18 protein-coding genes are annotated in these 18,760 nt (G+C 31.6%); 1 reads left to right on the top strand and 17 read right to left on the bottom strand.

Features of this window, described 5'->3' with window-relative positions; all coding sequences use genetic code 11:
• Positions 1-3 precede the first annotated feature (3 nt).
• The 12 genes from HM985_RS08845 to HM985_RS08795 form a co-directional block, all read right to left on the bottom strand.
• Positions 4-870, bottom strand: a complete 867-nt coding sequence (locus HM985_RS08845; RefSeq protein WP_179375907.1) for a TraB/GumN family protein — start codon at positions 868-870, stop codon at positions 4-6.
• Positions 871-1,006: 136 nt separating this feature from the next.
• A complete protein-coding gene (locus HM985_RS08840) occupies positions 1,007-1,531 on the bottom strand; it encodes a hypothetical protein (RefSeq protein WP_179375906.1) in 525 nt (174 codons plus the stop codon).
• Positions 1,532-1,813: 282 nt separating this feature from the next.
• Positions 1,814-2,104, bottom strand: a complete 291-nt coding sequence (locus HM985_RS08835) for a hypothetical protein (RefSeq protein ID WP_179375905.1) — start codon at positions 2,102-2,104, stop codon at positions 1,814-1,816.
• A gap of 360 nt (positions 2,105-2,464) precedes the next feature.
• The gene (locus HM985_RS17440; RefSeq protein ID WP_179375904.1) at positions 2,465-2,734 is read right to left on the bottom strand and encodes a topoisomerase DNA-binding C4 zinc finger domain-containing protein; all 270 of its coding nucleotides are present in this window, start codon (positions 2,732-2,734) and stop codon (positions 2,465-2,467) included.
• 107 nt (positions 2,735-2,841) lie between these two features.
• Positions 2,842-3,354 (bottom strand): DUF6933 domain-containing protein, encoded by a 513-nt coding sequence (locus tag HM985_RS08825; protein ID WP_179375903.1) that lies wholly within the window; start codon positions 3,352-3,354, stop codon positions 2,842-2,844.
• 144 nt (positions 3,355-3,498) lie between these two features.
• Complete coding sequence (locus HM985_RS17255) at positions 3,499-3,909, bottom strand: CPBP family intramembrane glutamic endopeptidase (RefSeq protein ID WP_317167132.1); 411 nt, start codon at positions 3,907-3,909, stop codon at positions 3,499-3,501.
• A 27-nt stretch (positions 3,910-3,936) separates the two neighbouring features.
• Positions 3,937-4,272 carry a hypothetical protein gene (locus HM985_RS17250; protein ID WP_246284983.1) on the bottom strand — a complete coding sequence of 112 codons (336 nt, stop codon included), beginning with the start codon at positions 4,270-4,272 and terminating at the stop codon, positions 3,937-3,939.
• A 186-nt stretch (positions 4,273-4,458) separates the two neighbouring features.
• A complete protein-coding gene (locus HM985_RS08815; protein ID WP_246284982.1) occupies positions 4,459-5,352 on the bottom strand; it encodes a tetratricopeptide repeat protein in 894 nt (297 codons plus the stop codon).
• A 616-nt stretch (positions 5,353-5,968) separates the two neighbouring features.
• Positions 5,969-7,813 (bottom strand): hypothetical protein, encoded by a 1,845-nt coding sequence (locus HM985_RS08810; RefSeq protein ID WP_179375902.1) that lies wholly within the window; start codon positions 7,811-7,813, stop codon positions 5,969-5,971.
• A gap of 158 nt (positions 7,814-7,971) precedes the next feature.
• Positions 7,972-9,468 carry a P-loop ATPase, Sll1717 family gene (locus HM985_RS08805; RefSeq protein WP_179375901.1) on the bottom strand — a complete coding sequence of 499 codons (1,497 nt, stop codon included), beginning with the start codon at positions 9,466-9,468 and terminating at the stop codon, positions 7,972-7,974.
• A 225-nt stretch (positions 9,469-9,693) separates the two neighbouring features.
• Entirely contained in the window at positions 9,694-10,773 is a 1,080-nt protein-coding gene (locus HM985_RS08800) for a hypothetical protein (protein ID WP_179375900.1), read from the bottom strand.
• A gap of 174 nt (positions 10,774-10,947) precedes the next feature.
• Complete coding sequence (locus HM985_RS08795; RefSeq protein ID WP_179375899.1) at positions 10,948-11,970, bottom strand: HEPN domain-containing protein; 1,023 nt, start codon at positions 11,968-11,970, stop codon at positions 10,948-10,950.
• A 1,080-nt stretch (positions 11,971-13,050) separates the two neighbouring features.
• Between HM985_RS08795 and HM985_RS08790 the strand changes: the two genes are divergently transcribed.
• On the top strand, positions 13,051-14,109 hold the full coding sequence (locus HM985_RS08790; protein WP_179375898.1) for a flavin monoamine oxidase family protein: 1,059 nt from the start codon (positions 13,051-13,053) through the stop codon (positions 14,107-14,109).
• 52 nt (positions 14,110-14,161) lie between these two features.
• Here the strand turns inward: HM985_RS08790 and HM985_RS08785 are convergent, their stop codons facing one another.
• The 5 genes from HM985_RS08785 to HM985_RS08765 form a co-directional block, all read right to left on the bottom strand.
• Positions 14,162-14,419, bottom strand: coding sequence for a DUF6952 family protein (locus tag HM985_RS08785; protein WP_179375897.1), 258 nt, complete (start codon positions 14,417-14,419; stop codon positions 14,162-14,164).
• A 45-nt stretch (positions 14,420-14,464) separates the two neighbouring features.
• Positions 14,465-14,773 carry a thioredoxin family protein gene (locus HM985_RS08780; RefSeq protein ID WP_179375896.1) on the bottom strand — a complete coding sequence of 103 codons (309 nt, stop codon included), beginning with the start codon at positions 14,771-14,773 and terminating at the stop codon, positions 14,465-14,467.
• Between the two features lie 99 nt (positions 14,774-14,872).
• Entirely contained in the window at positions 14,873-15,511 is a 639-nt protein-coding gene (locus HM985_RS08775) for a peroxiredoxin (protein ID WP_179375895.1), read from the bottom strand.
• 142 nt (positions 15,512-15,653) lie between these two features.
• The gene (locus HM985_RS08770) at positions 15,654-17,318 is read right to left on the bottom strand and encodes a Na+/H+ antiporter NhaC family protein (protein ID WP_179375894.1); all 1,665 of its coding nucleotides are present in this window, start codon (positions 17,316-17,318) and stop codon (positions 15,654-15,656) included.
• A gap of 150 nt (positions 17,319-17,468) precedes the next feature.
• Entirely contained in the window at positions 17,469-18,668 is a 1,200-nt protein-coding gene (locus HM985_RS08765) for an aminotransferase class I/II-fold pyridoxal phosphate-dependent enzyme (protein WP_179375893.1), read from the bottom strand.
• Positions 18,669-18,760 lie beyond the last annotated feature (92 nt).

Below are 18,760 nucleotides of genomic sequence, written 5' to 3'. Positions count from 1 at the left end.
CGTCTAATTAAATACTGGTGTCACAGTATACCCTTTTTGTCTTAAAAGATGAATTATGCCATAATCGTGGGTTAAATGAGCGGCGCCAACAGCAAATAAATTACTTCTTTCGGTCATCATTTCTGGCATTTTTTCTACCCAATTCTTATTTCGGTTTATTTGCATAATAGTTGTGGCATTCTCGTCCATATAAATATCTTTAGAAACTAAATCTACTGCAGTTGTAATATCTTCATTATTATAGGCGATTATGGCTTCACCAAAATCTTTTTTATAAGATTCAAATAACAGTATTTGTTTTAACGCAAAGTCTGTCGGATAAGCCGTTCTCATTATTTCCATCTGTTCTGCAACGTTTTCTAAACTATAAATTGACTTTTGCTTTTCTGTCGCTAATGTCATAAGCTCCATTTCTAAAGATTTTATTTCTTTACAGGGTAGCATTTTTTGAATCATTATGGTATTTAGAATAGATAGCCCATATGAGTCAAAATTTGATAAAGGTACACCCATTACATTCGTTACAAGCGTATCTAGTTCTTCGAATTGTTGTTCAGATAGCTCCTGAGATATTTTCTTTGGATTTTTCATTAATTCTTGCATTGCTTTTATCTCTTTTGGATCAGATAAATTTATTTCTAAAACTAATGCATCAACATTCTGAAGAGTTTGAGTTATTTTTTTAGAAATTTCAAAGTCGTCTTTACACATCACATGTAAAGTTCCTAAAACATAAGAAGGTTCTTTCAGTTCTGAATGTTCTATTTTCCACAACACAGAATTTTCCAAATTTACTTTATTTTGAGCTTGAGAAAAACTAAAAGTTAATGTAAATACTAATATTGCGATAATTGATTTAAGATGTTTCATTATTTTGTTTTTTTTTTAATTCGTTAGGTAAGTATTGGAAACAAAAAATTGTTACAAAAAAAATGAAAATTGTTTTTTAATATATGGAAAGTGTTGAGTGCGTTGTTCGGAATTTACATTACCAGCACCCCGTCATCTACAGGTATGGTTTAGACTCTCCAGAGGGTATTGTATCCGGCATATTTCCATAATACTTCACCGCTATCGGAAACTTCCTAAACGGTGCCGTCTCTACCTTCTGCAATAAGCGTATATCACTTACCAGAAGTTGTTCCCATACCGGGAATATTATATTTCTATTAGATAAGTAATCTACATCATGATGAGCTGTTTGTGGGGTGGTGCTATAAGACACCTCCCAATCTGTTGTTTGGTCGGCATTTATTTTTTGAAATACACCACCATACCCTTCAAAGGTAATGGCAGCATCGTAGACTTTTAGACATACCAACATACTACCGTCATCTAGTAGACTGGCATCATTTCCTATTGCGGCATCAAAGTCCCAACTAAATATTTCGTCACCATTATGATTAATTATATCTACACCTTGCCCTGTTTGGTCCACTACCAAAATACAGGTATAGGTGTCTGTTCCTCTTGTAGTATCCGTATCGCTACTTTCAATATCATCATCATAGCATGCTGTAAAAAGTGCCATAACGGCTACTAAGACTAAAGACGTTGTGAGTAGGCTAGTATTTTTCCTAAATTATATACTTTGTATGTTGTTAGTTTATTCTTCCAAAGGATGTGCTGCGTGTTTTAATTTTTTTTTGCCACAGTATATTGTTGTGTGTCGTTTTTCTGCGCTCGCATTTGTCTCAAATAATATTCGATTTGTAACATAATTTTTTTTAATAATAAATTTGATAATATAAAAATTAACGTAATTCATTATTCATAATATGAATTACGCTAATTTTTAATTCGATTCAATGATTTATTCGCAATTTTTCATTGCTTTTAAAACTGCATTTTCAAATTCTTTCAGTTCTTCTTTTGAAGAATACTTACCCTCAATTTCTTCTTGCAATTTGGCAGCTTCCATGGCAAATGCAGCACTTTTATTTGCATCAGACGCATCTAATTCTCCCGATTGAATTTGTTGCGTCATCTTTTGTGATTTACACATTAAGTCGGCAAGTTTCTGAGCGTCACTCTCGATTGTACTTCCGCAAGATGCTAATAATAATGTGCTAAATAAGCCAATCGTAATTTTTAAACTCTTCATTTGTAATGTAATTATTAATTGCCTACTTCAGGTTATCATTGGCTTTTCGGCTAATTCCCAACTTTGTAAATAAAATATTTTTCTTGAAGAATTCCTTACGGATTTCCTCATTCACATGTTATTTTATATAAGTTGCTGGTAGCTAGAAAGATGAATTTTGATTGTCTGAAATGTTACTTTAATGCACCCCAATGTGTTTTTATATGCTTGACTTCGTCTGTTCGATGCGCTCGGGTGTGATGTAGTTAAGCACGGAGTTTAGCAAATAAAAACGAAAAATTAAATCTGTATGGATTTGCGTAAGTAGGCTAAGGCTTATAACGCATTGTAATATTGCGTGTTTGGTATGTATCATTGTAATTATATCGTGTTTTTACACTTCGGATAATTTATGCACCCTAGAAATTTTCCAAATCGTCCACTTCTTTTTACCATGAAACCACTTTTGCAACCTGAACATAGAAACGTGTTTTCTAAAATGTCTATGTTGTTACATATTTGATCACAACTTGGGTAATGTGAGCAGCCTAGAAACTGATTTTTCTTATATGAATTTTGTCTAATTACTAAATGTCCTGTTTGGCAATATGGACAATTGGTTTTACTTCTTTTTTCGTTGTTTGACGTCAACAAAAAATCGTTATCTGTAATTAACTTTTCAGTAAATAAATCATAGATAGAAAATCCGTAAGGATTTTTATAAGTAGACCAGAACTAGCCATAATTTATATACCGTGTTACACACTAGCTTTTTCTATAATTTCACTCATTACTTGTTTCGGTAGATTCCAATTCAACTGTTTAAAAGGTGTCAAATTCAATTTCTCTGTTAATTCTCTAATCACAGTAGAATTAATAGCCTCATAGTCATATTTAAGGTAGTCTATCTTTGAAATATTATAGTTGATGATTCCTGTCATTTTTTTATCGTTATCAGTCGCGTAGAATTTTAACTCTCCAATATTATCAACAAGAAATTCTGCATCAGTCTTAATTTTTTCAAAATCTAATTGTGCGTAAAAATTTTCAAGGAAGAATAAATGAAGTTTATCTAGTTCAGTCGTCGAAAATCTCGGAATTATAACAGAATAGAAACTTTTAGAATTAATAAAAATTAAACATTTTTTTCTTGCAATATATAATACAGAAGCATTCCATTTACCGAAAATATTTTCAACATTCAGAGTTTTATTTTCAATTCTTTTTTTTATTAACTTTTCTAGTTTTTTTGTTGTAAATATTTCTGTCATCAGCTTGTGTGTGAATTTGTTGTATGTGGTTTACTTCGTCTGTTCGCTACGCTCGGGTGTTGTGTATTTAAGCACCTAATTTAGTAAATAAAAATCGTATAGGGAATCGTTTAGGATTTTCGCAAGTAGGCTAGAACCTAGCAATTAATTATACACGGTGTTGGCAATAGTATTTTCTTTCTTCCACTTTTTCATTATTAGAATCCAAATTCCAACTGAAATTATTAAAATGATTAACTTTTCAGTTCCGTTAATTCCATTTTTTATTAAAGGATTGAACATCATTATTTGAATTATCAAATGAAAACAAGCACTCGCAATAATAGATTTAGTCAATTCAGCTACTTGTCCGATTCCCCAACTTCCGATTATCATCATTCCAAAAAAGAAAAGATTTTCTCCAACTGTGGCTTTCGTTAAAAATGTCAAATGCCATAAATACCATATAGTTCCAATTAATAGATATTTTTTCCAAGGTTTTAATGTTTTTAATTCTTCTTGCAAATAACCTCTCCAACCATATTCTTCCATTATACAATAGAGTAAAGTTCCAATTATAGCTATAAGCCCATAAAAATGTGATTAGAGTTCAAATTTATTTTTCACTCCAATTACCGTCAAAATAATAATTGGAATAATTGCCATTATTATACTTTTCGATTTTGATGTTCCAAAAAGTGTTATCTCTGCTTTTCTGTTCTTTTTCAAAAAAGGAATAACTATTAACGCACCAATAATTACTCCACTACCTTCAAGAAAAACCACAGTCAGTATAAAAAGCCAAGTTGGTAATTGTTCTAATTGTGATTTGAGTTCGAAAATGTCAAATCTGAAAATATTGGATATAGCAGTAGCAATAATGAAAAATATCAATATCCTTTTCCAATTGATTTTATTCTGTTCGATTGCGTCTTTCATATTAAAGCTAACGGAATTGTATATGGTTAGTTGCGTGGTTAAGCAACTAATTTAGCAAATAATTATCGACCAAGAAAGTCCGCGAGGACTTTCGTAAGTAAGCAAAAAGCCAGCAATAAATTATATACGGTGTTACCCAACGTTTTTTATTATTTAAATATTTCTATAAAATGAAAACGTGTTTTTTTACCATCTTACTTGGTATGGATATGTTTCGTATTTAGAATTATCTTCAGATATTGTGTTTCCCATTTCTCCATCTAATTTTGCCTTTGCATATAACGTTCTAAATTCTTCAATTTTATTTAAACGTAATAAGCAAATGGATTTGTAATATTCTACATCAGAAAAATTAGGGTATGAGGATAAAGATTTATCGAATATAGCAATGGCTTCTTCCCATTTATTTTGTTCATATTTACTAATACCATAATAAAACAAATCTATAAAATGTGCTTCTCCCCATTCTTCCTCTTGTTCTTCAATATCTATTTTAAAAATTTCCTCTGCTTTTTTATATTTATTTAGTTGTAAATTACATAAAGCAATATGAAATTTATAAGTGTGGTCCATAACATAAGAATTACCTTCGGTTTCGATGCATTTTTCAAAATCTTTAATAGCATCTTTATATGTTTTAGAAAATATACACTTGATAAAAGCACGATAACTTAACCATCTTTCTGAATTATACATTACTGCTTTATTTAAGTATTCCATACCTACTTCATATTTTTTTGCTTTAAAATATGGCATAGCTTTTTGTTGCCAAAAATAAGCTACCGTACTATCAATTTTTAATCCTTGATTCAAGCAGTTTTGCCATTCTTGCATTTCAAATCTATAATTATAGGTTTTAGCACAATTAGTTACATATTTTTCTATTAATGAGTCTTGTCTAATTTTTTTTGTCTCAATAGTTTCTTTTATTGATTTATTTTGGTTCTTGCATTGAAGAAAAAATATACATAGAAAAAGAATCAATATATTATTAAATTGAATTTTATAATGAGTAAGAAATTGATTCATAAATATTTTTAAAGGTTTCAGGTTTAAATGTTGGGTAACTAGTTTTATCATAATTTTTATCACTCATACCCCACAAATTAACCACGTAATAGCAAGTGTTTTTAAAGATCTAAAGTCAGGAGTCCCAAAGTTAATGCTATTTCTAAAAAAATCCATACATAATGTTACGTACAGCTGCACTTCGTCAATAGCTAAGTTAACACCTTCAAAATGATATCGTTTACGGTAAACGGTACTAGCAAAAATCTAAAGTATAAATGGATATCAACCACAAAAACCACCACGCCATCGCCAAGTGGTTTTGTATTCATATCTTATAACTATGAATTTTACGGCACTTTCCAGTCCATTTTTAAGTCGATTAATGCCTCATCTAAAGCTTGTTTTGAGCGTTTAGGGTAGATAAGCGTTACATGTTTTCTGGCTTCAGCTCTTTTTGCTTTATTCGCTATTTAACTTTAACGATAAACGTTAGGATCAATGGCAGAAAACTTGATTTTTATGTCTTCACGTTGTCCCCAGGATAGGACGTGTTGCCTATAGGTCTCTAGGTGATTAATCGGCTACTTTAGTCGCTTAAAATGGAATAGGGCATCTGTGTGGCTTTGCTTAAGTAGGGGAGGGCTAGCCCTAAATTATATGCGGTGTTAGCCACTGGTTTTTCCTCTTACTTACTCAATGCTTTAATTATGCGTTCCTCGTTTATTATTATATCTCGGAATAAAACGTGTGGAAATGCCGTGTATTTCGAATTTTTAAAAGCTTCTAGAATGTTTAATAACGTAGAGGCGGTAATTAATGATAAATTCATTTCTGTGTCCATTTCGCAATCTGTAACAAAATCATCACTAAACTCTGGTGCAATAAGTAATATTTTTACAATGCGTAAATCATTTTTTAAGGCTAAATTTTGATAAGATTTCAACTGTCTTGAAACGGTACTGAATTTATTATACCCTCTTTCTTTATTCGTTTTACATTCTACAATTATTACTTCATTGTTATCCAAATTTAAAAGAATATCAATCATATCCTTTTTTGTATTCAGGTTGTTTTTAAATTCATCATCAACGTTGAATCCTAAACCTGTAAATATTACCTTAGTTAATTCCTCGAATTTAATTCCGAGTTCACTTTCTTTAATAGTAATACCATTTTCTTTTAATAAGTTTAAGTTTCTATAAGCCACATTTTCAAAGTTTTCTAAATATAAATTTTCGACATCTTTATAATGTTCTAAAATATTTAAAATATCATCGCCTCTTTGCTTTATAGCATTGTCCTTTATAAATTTGGTTAAGTCTGTTTTTACGATTAAATCTAATATATCTCTGGGTTTAATATTGTAATCGAGTAGAAAATCTGCTTTTAATACAAACTCTTCTTGCAGCTCAAACTGCTCTTTTATTTGCTTATTTAATTTGGGAAGCGATAGGTTTAATTCAGTTAATAATTTGTCAAAACCATCTAAAGATATTCCAACCTTTTCATCGCGTTCAACATTTTCAAAATGTTCTATAAGGCTATTAATCTTATCCTCTAAAACGCTTCCTTTTAGATTCGAAATGTTTAAACCTTTTTCACAGAGCTCGTTTAGGGTTTTCTTTTTTTCTGTCAATGTACTTCCTGGTTTGTAGATGTCTTCTAAAAGCAAGTTTGTAAATGAAACCCCTTCTTTTATAATTTCTTCTATTTTTTGAGCATAAGATAATTTTCTATCCCTATTATGTGCTCTCGCAATCTGGTTGATTATGGGCTCTCTTAAAAGCTTTAACGTTCTACGGTAAAATTTTTCTGCAACTTCTTTCTCTCTTACTCTACGTAACATTCTAACCATTTCGTCTGCAACATAGATGGTATTCTCTTTATTTGAAAAGAAAATGATCCCTATATTTTTTAGTCCTTTAATGACCTCTTGAATGTCTATTGTTTTGGCAGGTAAAATAGAGTAATTAATCAGTTTAATTTCTTCTTGGGAAAGTCCTAATTGTTTTGAAAGTGTTAGTATTATTGATAATTCATCAGAGGATATTTTTGCATCCCTATTGTTTTCAATATCGTTATGATAGGCTGTATGTAAACAAGCCTTGTAAATTTTATAATCTCTTTTTTTAGTCTCACTCAATTCTGACTTATCATTAGTAGAATCAGTACTGAGATTTTTAATTCTGCTATTCAGGTGTTTTATTTCTTTTTCGTACAAACGTGAAAACCAATCTTGTTTCATTATACAGTTGCCATCACGAATTATAATATCAATTAAAATATCTAATTGAGACGTTATTTCCTGAAACTCACATTTAATGTGTTCTTGAAACTCACCAGACGTAAGTTCAAAAATTCTAGAAATATTTTGATTATCCACAGACTTTAAGCCTTTATCTGAAGAACTTAAAATTTTCTGGATGTCTTTTGCGTTTTTTGGATTTTTAGATATGATATTATCGATTATCTTAATGAATGAGTTCTTTTCAATGGAACCGAGTTTATCTAAAATTTTCTCTAATTTCATATTGTTTGGTTGTTTAATTAGTTTTTAGTTGAATGGTTTCGATTGAAAATAATAGCTCGCGATAACACTTGATTTTACAATTTCAAACCAAATAGAAAAAAGATGAGGGTTTTCGTAAGTAAGCTAGGACTAGCAATAAATTATATACGGTGTTAGGGCTAGTTATTTTCTAAACTTGTTAAACCTCTTTTTATTAGGTGTATTAATTTTGGATCTAAAACTTTATAAATTTTTTCGTTATTTGGACCTAATTTAGAGTCTTCTTCTAATAATTTGTATTTTACCATGGATTCCAATTTTGCTGTACTCCATCTTGTTTTTTGATTAAAAGTGGTGTTTAAATCTAAGATGGTAATATAAATTTTTCTTGTTCTCAATATTAAATTTATCATACTAATGACATCTTTATTTTTACCTGTTCTTGATGGATACATAGATAAGTAATCATATCTATTAGAAAATTTTATTAAACCTTTAGATACAGATTCAGTATCAAAAGTTGTAGAATTACTATTAGAAGTTTGATAATCGTATATGTCAGATAAGCATGAAATTAAATCTCTTGGTGATTTATTTGACATATTAATAACGTTTTCTTTGTCAGCTATGATTGAAAAAAGACTTGAAAAACTTCTTGTATTTCCTGAAAAATGTAAAATCCGTTTATCAATTAATGGCTCCATATCACTTTTTCTCCAACTAATATCTATTTCTTTAAATTTATCAAAACGAACTTTTTTAGATAGAGTAGGTTTTACTTCTGACCATAAACTAAACGCTATTGCAATGTCATTTTGTAATAGTAGTTCAGTGTCTGTTAAAATATCTTCCGTGAAACTTGCTATTTTGCTTATTTCTTGATTTAAATCTTGAAATTCATCAACTTTATCAAACAGAACTACAGAAGATTTATAATATGTTTTTTTTGTGATTGAATTCAATCTATTCAAAAGTTCTTTAAGATGTCGTTTACTCTTTTTTAGTTCTTGTTCTTGTAAATTTGCTGAAATATTGATATTATCCATCTCAGATAAATATTCAGTATAAGCAGTATTCGTTTCGAAATTGTTAAGATTTAAAGACTCTGCAATTAGTTTTGATGTAATTAAAACACCTGCACCAATTAATGAATTAGTTGGTTTAACAATTTTATTATATAAATTAATAAACCAATTTTTTGTTTTTATACTTTTTATATTATCAAATCTAGTTTCGTATTCTGTCTTAGTTAGAGATTGAAAGAAAAGTTTAATTAATAAACAAAGAGCTTCTTTATCTTCTTGATTTAACTTTTTTAAATAAACTTTATTTTTATCCAAAAAAAGAACATATTTAGTTACAAATTCTTGTAAAATTAAATTCAACAATTCAATCTTATTATCAGTTAATGATATTTCATCAAAGCGATCTATAATAATGGTTAGAACTTGTTCTTTTTCTAAATCTGTTTTTAATTTATGAATAATTGAAGATTTTCCATGTCCTCTTTGACCTAAAATAAATCTACTAGTACCAGATTTTAAATCATCCAATAAGGTTTGATAGAAAGCTGGTTCATAAAAAATTTCATTATGGAATTCCATTTCTTCCTCAGCAGAAAATTTTGAAAATGGATTTCTAGAAAATCCTAGATTTGTATTTAATTTACTTGTCATTAATTTGGTTGATGTTAATTAGCTACAACGTTCTTTTATATGGCTCGTAGCGTATAAATTAGAAAATTATTTTAGGATTAAGCACAAGCCAGATTTTTAAATTTTACTATTTATCTTTTTATTGGAAATCGTCAAATTTAAAAATTTGGAGACTTTCCAAATACGCCTTAACTTTGATTAATCATCTAACTAGCTATGAGATGTATACGTTGTTGCTCACAGTTTTTATACGATGATTTCTTGAGCGTGTAACCTAATTATATGGTCAACATCTAACAAATTTCGTTCTTTATAAAAGTTCGTATGCTCTTCATAAGTCAACCATCTTGAGCCAATCATTCTTGCATTAAAAAGTTCGTCAAAAATCTTGTATGAAACATTTTTTCCGCTAACGTTCTTTTTGTTAAGTGATTTTTCCGTTTCCATAATCTTCTTTACTTCGCAGATTGGAACGTGTAATCCAGTACTTACCATTTTACTATCTGAACTTTGCAATTTACTTGTCGGACGCAGAAAAGCACAACAATAAGGAAGTCTATACCCTTTAATATTCTTTTTGCCTTTTTCGTTGCTACAATAACCTGCTTGACACAAATTTTTACTCATCTTTTCTATTTGAGCACTTAAACTACCAGCTTTAAAATTCAAACTTTTATTGTTCCAAGTTTTGTACTGCATATGCAAAAATCGAATTTGTCCACTTTTCGTATCTAAATGTTCGTAGATTAAATCAGCACCGATAATATTTTCTGCATTATCTGGATGTAGAAGCCTTAAACGAAGAACATTATTACTATCTAATTTGTAATCAACAAATTCCTCTCTTTCATAGATTTTATGCTTTAATTTTAAGTCTTCTCTGTCTGCTAAATATGTATCTCTATTTAAGATTTTATGTTCTGATATTTTTCTTGGTTGAAAATATTCAATAGCACTTTTATAGTCTCTAATGCGTTTTTTTAGAAATCTCTTGTTGTCCTCATTTAAAGCAAGGCTATCCAAGTCTTTCAGGTCTTTTTCGATTAAGTCTACTGGATTTACTTCTTTTTCAGGTGTTGATTGAACATCTGCTAATTCTTTGTAGTACTTAACCCAATCACTTTCATTTTTTCTGTCCAGCAATACCGTAATCGATTCGTACATTTCTGGATTCAAATCCTGCACTAAATCAATTGTTTGTTCGTAAGAAATCGGTTGGTTCAATTTTCTAGAAATACTAACAACTTCTCGCAATGCATTAACAAGTTGAAATGCTATATCTCTTCTGTCATCTTCGTTAACTTTATCGTTTGAAAAATAGTCCATATTTTATTGTTTCTCGATGTTTCTTAAATTGTGGGCAACGTGTTTGTATATGATACGTTGCGTGGTTTAGCACGTAATTTAGCAAATAAAAACCGAATAGAAAATCTGCGAGGATTTTCGTAAGTAGGCTAGTACTAGCAATGGATTATATACGGTGTTGTAGAAAGTACTTTTTTATATTTCTTCCTTTATTTTAATATCATATTTTGTTTCAATAAATAAGATTATTTCATCAATCGATTTTTCAATTGCCTTTAAAATATCTATATATCCTTCTTTTGTTAAAGTTCTGTCCAACGAAAAGTGATGAACAATTCCGTGTCGGTATTGTATTATTTCGGCTATTCGATTTTCAAGATATTTAATAGAATTACCAACTTTCTTTTTTTTATATAAAATACTTCTTACGTCAATATTAAGCCATTCTTTATATGCTTTATTTAGTTGATTTAGATTTTGAAATGTATAATTACTTGCAATAACTTCTTCTATAGTTTTATTATTTTTTGAAAGTTCAATTGCAGTTTGAAAGTCAATTTTTTGATTAAATTTTTCTCTTTTACTTATAGCGTTTTCATCGTATTTGATTAAAATTTTAAAACATTGAGAAAAGAAATATTCAAACATAGAAACAGCAAAAGGAACTAAACCATTGTATATAACTCTGCTTGGGTCATTCAAACTTAATAATTCAAGCATTTGAGTGTTTTCTTTTGTATTCTCAGGCATTTTTATTGATGCTTCAGGCATTGAATAAATTACTGCTTGAATGTTAGAGTCAACGTGTTCATAAATGCTTTTTATTCCTCTACTTAACGGTGTACTTTCGTCTTCCCATAGAGGTGCGTATCGGTTTTTTCCATAGTCACCATAAATATCTCCTCCAAATAATTTTCTTGCATTCTTCAATACATCATTAAGCATTTTAACATCGTGCCAACTAGCGCTATATACATTTCTTACGTGTAATGCCCAATCGTTATCAGTATACTCTTTTTCTTCTTTCTCGACTGGATATATATCTGCAGAAACTCCAACAATTGATTTAAAATCTTCAAATTCAAACCAAGAATAATTTAACGTTCCTTTTGACCATTCCCATAAATGTTCACACTTTACAAATCCTAGATTTTCTAAATAATCTTTGAGTTCTTTTTTACTTGCCTTTTTCGGGTATAATGTAATATCTCTCCCCATTTAGTAAATTGTATAATGTATTCTTGGTCTCATTTATTTACTCGGTTTGTATTTTCTACAACTCGTTATATCATAACTTCTATCACTCATATCCCACAAATTAATCACGTAATAACAAGTGTTTTAAATATTTAAAGTCATTAGCCACGAAGTTAATTGTATTTCTAATAAAATCTATACGTAAAGTTACGTACAGCTACGCTTCGTCAAGAGCCAAGTTAAAACTTTCTATTCTAAATCATTTACGGTAAACCGTAATAGCCAACGCATAACATTCAAAAACCTATACAGATCAAACCCGCTTTTTTTATACAACGTGGGCTAAATAGTTTCAATGCTATAGTTTTGGTCTGCTATAAAGGGGGGTAGGTGTTTAATTACAGGATGTCTTTTGTTTTATGGCTTTTAAGCTTGTTGTCGGTTCATCTATAAAAATTACTAGTAGTGTGGTACACTTGTAGTAATAGTATTTATAGAAAATTTACTTACTGCAAATCCTAGCGTCCAGTCAACCATTAATTAAGTGTTTCTATTCAAACATTAGGCGGTGTTTAGGTCCAAAACGCAGATATATAAAGTACAGGTTATAGCGTGGTTATGTCATGCTTATAGTGTTGTTATGGCACGGTTATATCGTGTTTTATCCCATCCTACAAGCTAAGAAGGTCATAGTAAATGATTTCAACCTTTAAAGTCATGAGTCCTAAAGTTAATCCTCTTTCTAAAAAAAGCGATATGTAACGTTACGTACAGCTGTGCTTCGTCAACCGCTAGTTTACAACCCTCTAAATGATACTGTTTACGGTAAACCGTGTTAGTAAAACCCTAAAGCATAAAACGGTAGCAACCACAGCAACCACTAAGCCTTCGCCAAGTGGTTTTATGATTTATAATAATAAGATTTACAGCTCTTTTTAGTCTATTTTTAAATACCTAAGTGCTGCTTCTAAAGCTTGTTTTGATGGTTTAGGGTTAAAGTTGAGTGCCTCTTTAAATTTATTAATTTTCACCTCAGCTTGCCGTCGGTTCACTCAGAAAAATTATTGGCAGTTTGCGGTTAACTTATCTATCTTTGGTAGCATGAATAAAAGCATCGTTATCATAGGAGCAGGGCTTTCGGGATTATATTTAGGATATCTGCTTAAAAGAGCCGGTTTTACGATTAAAATATTAGAAGCTAATGATCGCATTGGTGGCCGTATTTTTACAAAAAAGACCCATGACACCTCTGTAGAATTAGGGGCCACTTGGCTTTGGAAATATAACAAGGATTTAATGGCGTTGTGCCAAGAGTTAAACCTAACTTTATTTGAACAAGCTATGGCTGGCGAGGCTTTGTTTGAAGCCACAGCTGATGCTACCGTGCAACGTTTTAAGCTTCCTGAAAATCAAGACATCAGTTATAGAATAGCAGGAGGTACGGCAGCGCTATTAGAGCAATTAGCGGCTCATTTTTCTGAAGATGAGCTCCTACTGAATGCCACTGTAAACACCATTCAGGAGCAGGGTAGTAGCATTGAGGTTATTACGGCACATTCTAAATTTATAGCCGATCGTGTGGTGTCTACATTGCCGCCTCAGCTTTTAGTGCATTCTATTGATTTTCCTACGGCATTAGATAAAGATCTTGTAGAAGTGGCTAACCACTGCCATACTTGGATGAGCGCTTCTATAAAATTTGCAGTCGTTTATAACACTCCCTTCTGGAAAAAGAAAGGCTTATCTGGCACCGGTTTTAGTCATGTTGGTCCGTTTACGGAAATTTACGATCATTCTGATATCGAACATAAAAGGTTTGCCCTCATGGGGTTTTTGAATGGCAGCTTCGCTACTGAAACCAAAGCTCAGCGAGAATTACGGGTTAAAACTCAGCTTTTAAAGTTTTTTGGCGACGATGGTGAAAACTACTTGTCTTACGAAGACAAGGTTTGGAGTCAAGCTCCACTAACGAGTACAGCAACTGATACGTATTTAACTCCGCATGCCAATAATGGCCATCCTATTTTTCAAAGGGCATATTTGAATGGTAAATTTATTGTTGCAGGTTCTGAAACGTCCCCAAGTTATGGAGGTTATATGGAAGGAGCTATTTATAGAGGTCATCAAATAGCGCTTCAATTAAAACATCAGTTTCTATAAACTAAAAAATCTCAAGCTTTCACTTGAGATTTTATGATGTTCTTTGCGCTTACTATTTATCAATAGATCCTAAGACGCGTTTCATAAAATTATTAACGGCCTCTTTTTTAGGGGCTCCATCTTTAATCATTTTATTCACTTCAATAGCGCCGTACATGTTAGAGATTAATTCTCCAATAACATCGAGCTCTTCATCTTTAAGTGATGGTACTTCAGTTAACGCTTCTAAAGTTTCAATGGTTTCAATGATGTAATCTTCATCATTGTCTTCAATGAATTGCGTTAGGTGTTTTATTACGGGTAGTTTCATATGCATTTCCTGCGAAAGCAGGAATCTATTAAAAGGTTAAACAAATTAAGCTACTTCGTCAATAAGTTCTTTTAAAACATCGAACTTATTTGTTTGTACTTGGCTTTTAAATTCACCATTCTTAAATGTCGCAAAGGTTGGTAAATTATCTACCGTTGCTAATTTTCTACTTTCAGGAAATTTTTCAGCATCAGCGATCACAAAGGTTGCGCCTTCATGCTCTGTTGCTAATTTCTTGAATTTTGGTTTCATTATTCTACAATTGCCACACCATGTTGCTGAATACTGAACGATAACAGTATCATTACTATTAATTAATTCTTGTAGATTATCTTGTTCTAATTCTTGTATCATAATTTGGTATTTTTTATATGTCATTGTGAGCTTAGCGTGGCCATCGATCTATTTAAAAGGTTAAGATTGCCACGCTTTGCTCGTTATGAGAGTGAGTTTTTAGTGCGTTGCTAAATAAGCTGCAGTACCCTTAGCATTGGCTTGCATTGCATCTTGTCCTTCTTCCCAGTTTGCAGGACAAACTTCTCCTTTTTCTTGTACGTGCGTTAAGGCATCAACAATTCTTAAATATTCACTAACGTTTCTACCCAATGGCATGTTGTTCACGCTTTCGTGTTGGATGATTCCTTCTTCATCAATGATGTAAGTTGCTCTAAAGGTTACGTTGTCTCCTTCAACCGTTACCAATCCTGTTTCTTCATCAAACTTTTCATTAAAAATATCTAAGATTCCTAAAGCTGACGCTAAGTTACGGTTAGAATCTGCTAGAATAGGGTATGTTACCCCTTCAATTCCACCATTGTCTTTGGCCGTACTTAACCATGCAAAGTGTACTTCTGGAGTATCACAAGACGCACCGATTACAATTGTGTTTCTTTTTTCAAATTCACCTAAGGCTGCTTGAAACGCGTGTAATTCTGTTGGGCAAACAAAAGTGAAATCTTTTGGGTACCAGAATAATACTACTTTTTTGTTATTGTTTTTTGCTTCTTCTAGAACGTTCACCTTAAAAGTGTCGCCCATATCATTCATTGCGTTTACGTCTAAATCTGGAAATTGTTTTCCTACTAATGCCATGTCTTTATAATTTTAAAATTATTAATTGATTTCTATGGCAAAGATACTTCTGATTGGTAGATTTAAACGTTAATCAAATTCTAATTTTTTATAAGTAAATAGACGTTAGCTATCGTGAAGATTTATATGTGATGGTTAAGAGTTATTTATCCTTAATCATCTTTATTTTTAAATTTAAAGCTGCAAAAATTAAAGTCGTAATTGGGCTTAACCAATTGAAAATTGCATAAATAAAATATTCGCCGACACCCACACCTAAAACACCACTTTGATAGGCACCACAGGTATTCCAAGGGATAAGAACGGAGGTTACTGTACCAGAGTCTTCTAGCGTACGGCTTAAGTTTTCAGGAGCTAAACCTTTGTCTTCATAAGCTTGTTTAAACATTTTACCTGGAATTACAATTGCTAAATATTGATCTGAAGCTACAATATTTAAACCTAAACAACTTGCAACAGTACTACCAAATAACCCAAAAACAGAAGAAGCAATTGCTAATAATGATTTAGTGATTCTGGCCAGTGCACCAATGCCATCCATAATACCCCCAAAAACCATGGCACAAAGGATTAAATAGATCGTCCAAAGCATGCCATTCATACCTGTAGAACTAAATAGTTTTTTAAGTCTTTTAATGGTAATTAGCTTGTCTAAATTTTCAACTTTAGTGTTAATAATTTCTGGTTGACTGTATTGTGTTGCAAAAAAGTTTTGTAAATCTTCTTTGGTATAGATGCCTTTTAAGTCGTTATCTGTAAAAAGATTTTCTAATCGTCCTTCATCACTATTTATGCTTTCAATATCAGATTCAGATAAAGCTTGCCTATAAGTATCCTCTGAAATTGTAATATTAATATCTGTTAATACAGAAGTTGTAATCGTTTCTACAGGCGACTCTGTAATAGAATTTATCAGTTTTGGTTGAAAGATAAACGCAAATATTATAGCTAAAATGACTCCTGATACAAGGGCTGCCAAAGGTTTTGTTTTTAGTAAAATAAGACCAACTACGGCAACAGGTACCAGAAATAACCATGGTGTTATATTAAAATAAGTATCTATAGTTTCTAAAATAAAACCTGTATCAGAACTTCCTGTGGTATCTATATTGGCACTAATAATACCAAAAACAACTAAAGTTATAATTACTGTAGGCACCGTTGTTATACCCATATATTTAATATGGGTGAACAAATCTGTTCCGGCCATTGCTGGGGCTAAATTTGTAGTATCACTTAAAGGCGACATCTTATCGCCAAAATAAGCACCCGAAATAACAGCACCTGCTATCATACCAGGTTCTATGCCTAAAGCAGTACCTATGCCGACTAAAGCAATACCTACGGTAGCCGAAGTGGTCCATGAGCTTCCTGTTGCAATCGAAATTATTGCCGAGATAATCACTGAAGCTGGTAAAAATATTTCAGGACTTAAAACTTGTAACCCATAATACACCATTGCAGGAATAACGCCACTCACTAACCAAGTCCCAGCTAAAGCTCCCACTAAAAATAAAATAAGGACAGGGACAAAAATACTTTTAAGGTTTTCCCAGACCTCTGCCATCATGGTTTTAAAGGTGGTTTTATTAAAAAAACCAACAGCTGCAGCGATTGCTCCCCCTATTAATAGTATGATTTGATTGGTGTAAGCGCCAAACCACTCTTGACTTTCTACAAAAAAGATATTGTAAGCCAGTAAGGTCATTAAAATAATGACTGGGATTAGGGCTTCAAATAGACTTAGTTCTTTATTATTTATAATTTTTTGGTCTTCAAAATCTATTTGAGAGGGCTTATCTGGCATTTTAGTTGAGTTTAGTGTCGTAATGTTACGATTTTGTTAAGTCATTTGCAAATGGATTAAGACTGCGAATAGATTTTAGACACCAAAAAAGGCTAGGTTTTCATTTCTGAAAAAGCTAACCTTCAATATCATTAACACTAAATATTAACATTACAAAATATTCAATTTCTTCATACAAACTTTCATCATTTTATAAGTCCGTTCTATATCGGCATCTAATCCAATAGAAAAGCGAATTAACCCATCGCTTAAGCCCATTTCTTTCTGTTCATCTTCAGGGATTTCAGAAGATGTAGAGCTTCCTGGTGCACTAAATAACGTTTTATAAAACCCTAAACTCACCGCTAAATACCCTAAATTATCTTCTTGCATCATTTCCATTAAAGCATTGGCTTTATCTAATGACCCTACATCAATAGTTAACATACCTCCAAAACCATATTTTTCATTCATCATAGATTTAAATAACTTGTGAGATGGGTGAGACGCTAAGCCTGGATACACCGTTTTTAAGCCATCGTTTTCAAACTTTTCAGCCAAATATGTGGCATTATAACTGTGTTGCATCATTCTTATGTGCAGTGTTCTTAAGTTTTTTAACACAGAAGCGGCACGTAAACTGTCCATAGTAGCCCCTAATAACATCGCTGCACCACTGTTTACATTTCGTAAATCATTTATTAATTCGTTACTGCCACAAACCACACCGCCAACAGTATCTGAAGAACCATTTATAAACTTAGTTAAACTATGAACTACAATATCTGCACCTAGATTAATCGGTGAAATAGAGAGTGGCGAAAACGTGTTATCGACTACTAGTTTTAAATTGTGTTTTTTTGCTAAGAGCGCTAATCCTTTAATATCTGCAACTTCCAGTAACGGATTGCTTACCGACTCGCAATACAATACTTTAGTTTTTGGCGTCATAGCCGCTTCTACCATATCTAGGTTTGTAATGTCTACAAATGTGGTGTCTATGCCAAAACGAGGTATAAAGTTTTTTAAAAAAGCATAGGTCCCCCCATAGATTGTTCTACTACTTACGATATGATCTTCAGTACCACAAAGTTGAAGTAAAACAGGAGTTATTGCTCCCATACCAGAAGCTGTAACCGTTGCGGTTTCTGTACCTTCCATAGCCGCTAAAGCTTCACCTAAATATAAATTTGAAGGTGTAGAGTGACGGGAATAGAGGTAGCAGCCATCTGCGTTACCTTCAAAAGTATCGAACATTGTTTTTGCCGATAAAAAGGTGTACGTTGATGAGTCGGAAATTGATGGGTTCACTCCACCAAATTCTCCAAAATATTGTAAGTCTTGAATATTGTTTGCAGGTTTAAATGCCATAATGATTAGAGTATTAGTTGTTATTTTAAGTCAAATTTCGTTATGTTTAGACTATTAATCAATACCTAAGTGAAAATTTAGATTTATTAATG

The organism is Winogradskyella wichelsiae (assembly GCF_013403925.1).
Lineage (GTDB): Bacteria > Bacteroidota > Bacteroidia > Flavobacteriales > Flavobacteriaceae > Winogradskyella > Winogradskyella wichelsiae.
The sequence above is the reverse complement of the archived record's forward strand: the minus strand, read 5'-3'. Positions and strand labels throughout refer to the sequence as shown.

Excerpts from the sequence above, each read along its gene's own strand:
- HM985_RS08815 (WP_246284982.1), bottom strand. The coding sequence starts at position 5,352 with ATGATAAAACTAGTTACCCAACATTTAAACCTGAAACCTTTAAAAATA.
- HM985_RS08800 (WP_179375900.1), bottom strand. The coding sequence starts at position 10,773 with ATGGACTATTTTTCAAACGATAAAGTTAACGAAGATGACAGAAGAGAT.
- HM985_RS08775 (WP_179375895.1), bottom strand. The coding sequence starts at position 15,511 with ATGGCATTAGTAGGAAAACAATTTCCAGATTTAGACGTAAACGCAATG.
- HM985_RS08845 (WP_179375907.1), bottom strand. The coding sequence starts at position 870 with ATGAAACATCTTAAATCAATTATCGCAATATTAGTATTTACATTAACT.
- HM985_RS08765 (WP_179375893.1), bottom strand. The coding sequence starts at position 18,668 with ATGGCATTTAAACCTGCAAACAATATTCAAGACTTACAATATTTTGGA.
- HM985_RS08790 (WP_179375898.1), top strand. The coding sequence starts at position 13,051 with ATGAATAAAAGCATCGTTATCATAGGAGCAGGGCTTTCGGGATTATAT.
- HM985_RS17250 (WP_246284983.1), bottom strand. The coding sequence starts at position 4,272 with ATGAAAGACGCAATCGAACAGAATAAAATCAATTGGAAAAGGATATTG.
- HM985_RS08835 (WP_179375905.1), bottom strand. The coding sequence starts at position 2,104 with ATGAAGAGTTTAAAAATTACGATTGGCTTATTTAGCACATTATTATTA.
- HM985_RS08780 (WP_179375896.1), bottom strand. The coding sequence starts at position 14,773 with ATGATACAAGAATTAGAACAAGATAATCTACAAGAATTAATTAATAGT.
- HM985_RS08785 (WP_179375897.1), bottom strand. The coding sequence starts at position 14,419 with ATGAAACTACCCGTAATAAAACACCTAACGCAATTCATTGAAGACAAT.
- HM985_RS08805 (WP_179375901.1), bottom strand. The coding sequence starts at position 9,468 with ATGACAAGTAAATTAAATACAAATCTAGGATTTTCTAGAAATCCATTT.
- HM985_RS08825 (WP_179375903.1), bottom strand. The coding sequence starts at position 3,354 with ATGACAGAAATATTTACAACAAAAAAACTAGAAAAGTTAATAAAAAAA.
- HM985_RS08770 (WP_179375894.1), bottom strand. The coding sequence starts at position 17,318 with ATGCCAGATAAGCCCTCTCAAATAGATTTTGAAGACCAAAAAATTATA.
- HM985_RS08840 (WP_179375906.1), bottom strand. The coding sequence starts at position 1,531 with ATGGCACTTTTTACAGCATGCTATGATGATGATATTGAAAGTAGCGAT.
- HM985_RS08795 (WP_179375899.1), bottom strand. The coding sequence starts at position 11,970 with ATGGGGAGAGATATTACATTATACCCGAAAAAGGCAAGTAAAAAAGAA.
- HM985_RS08810 (WP_179375902.1), bottom strand. The coding sequence starts at position 7,813 with ATGAAATTAGAGAAAATTTTAGATAAACTCGGTTCCATTGAAAAGAAC.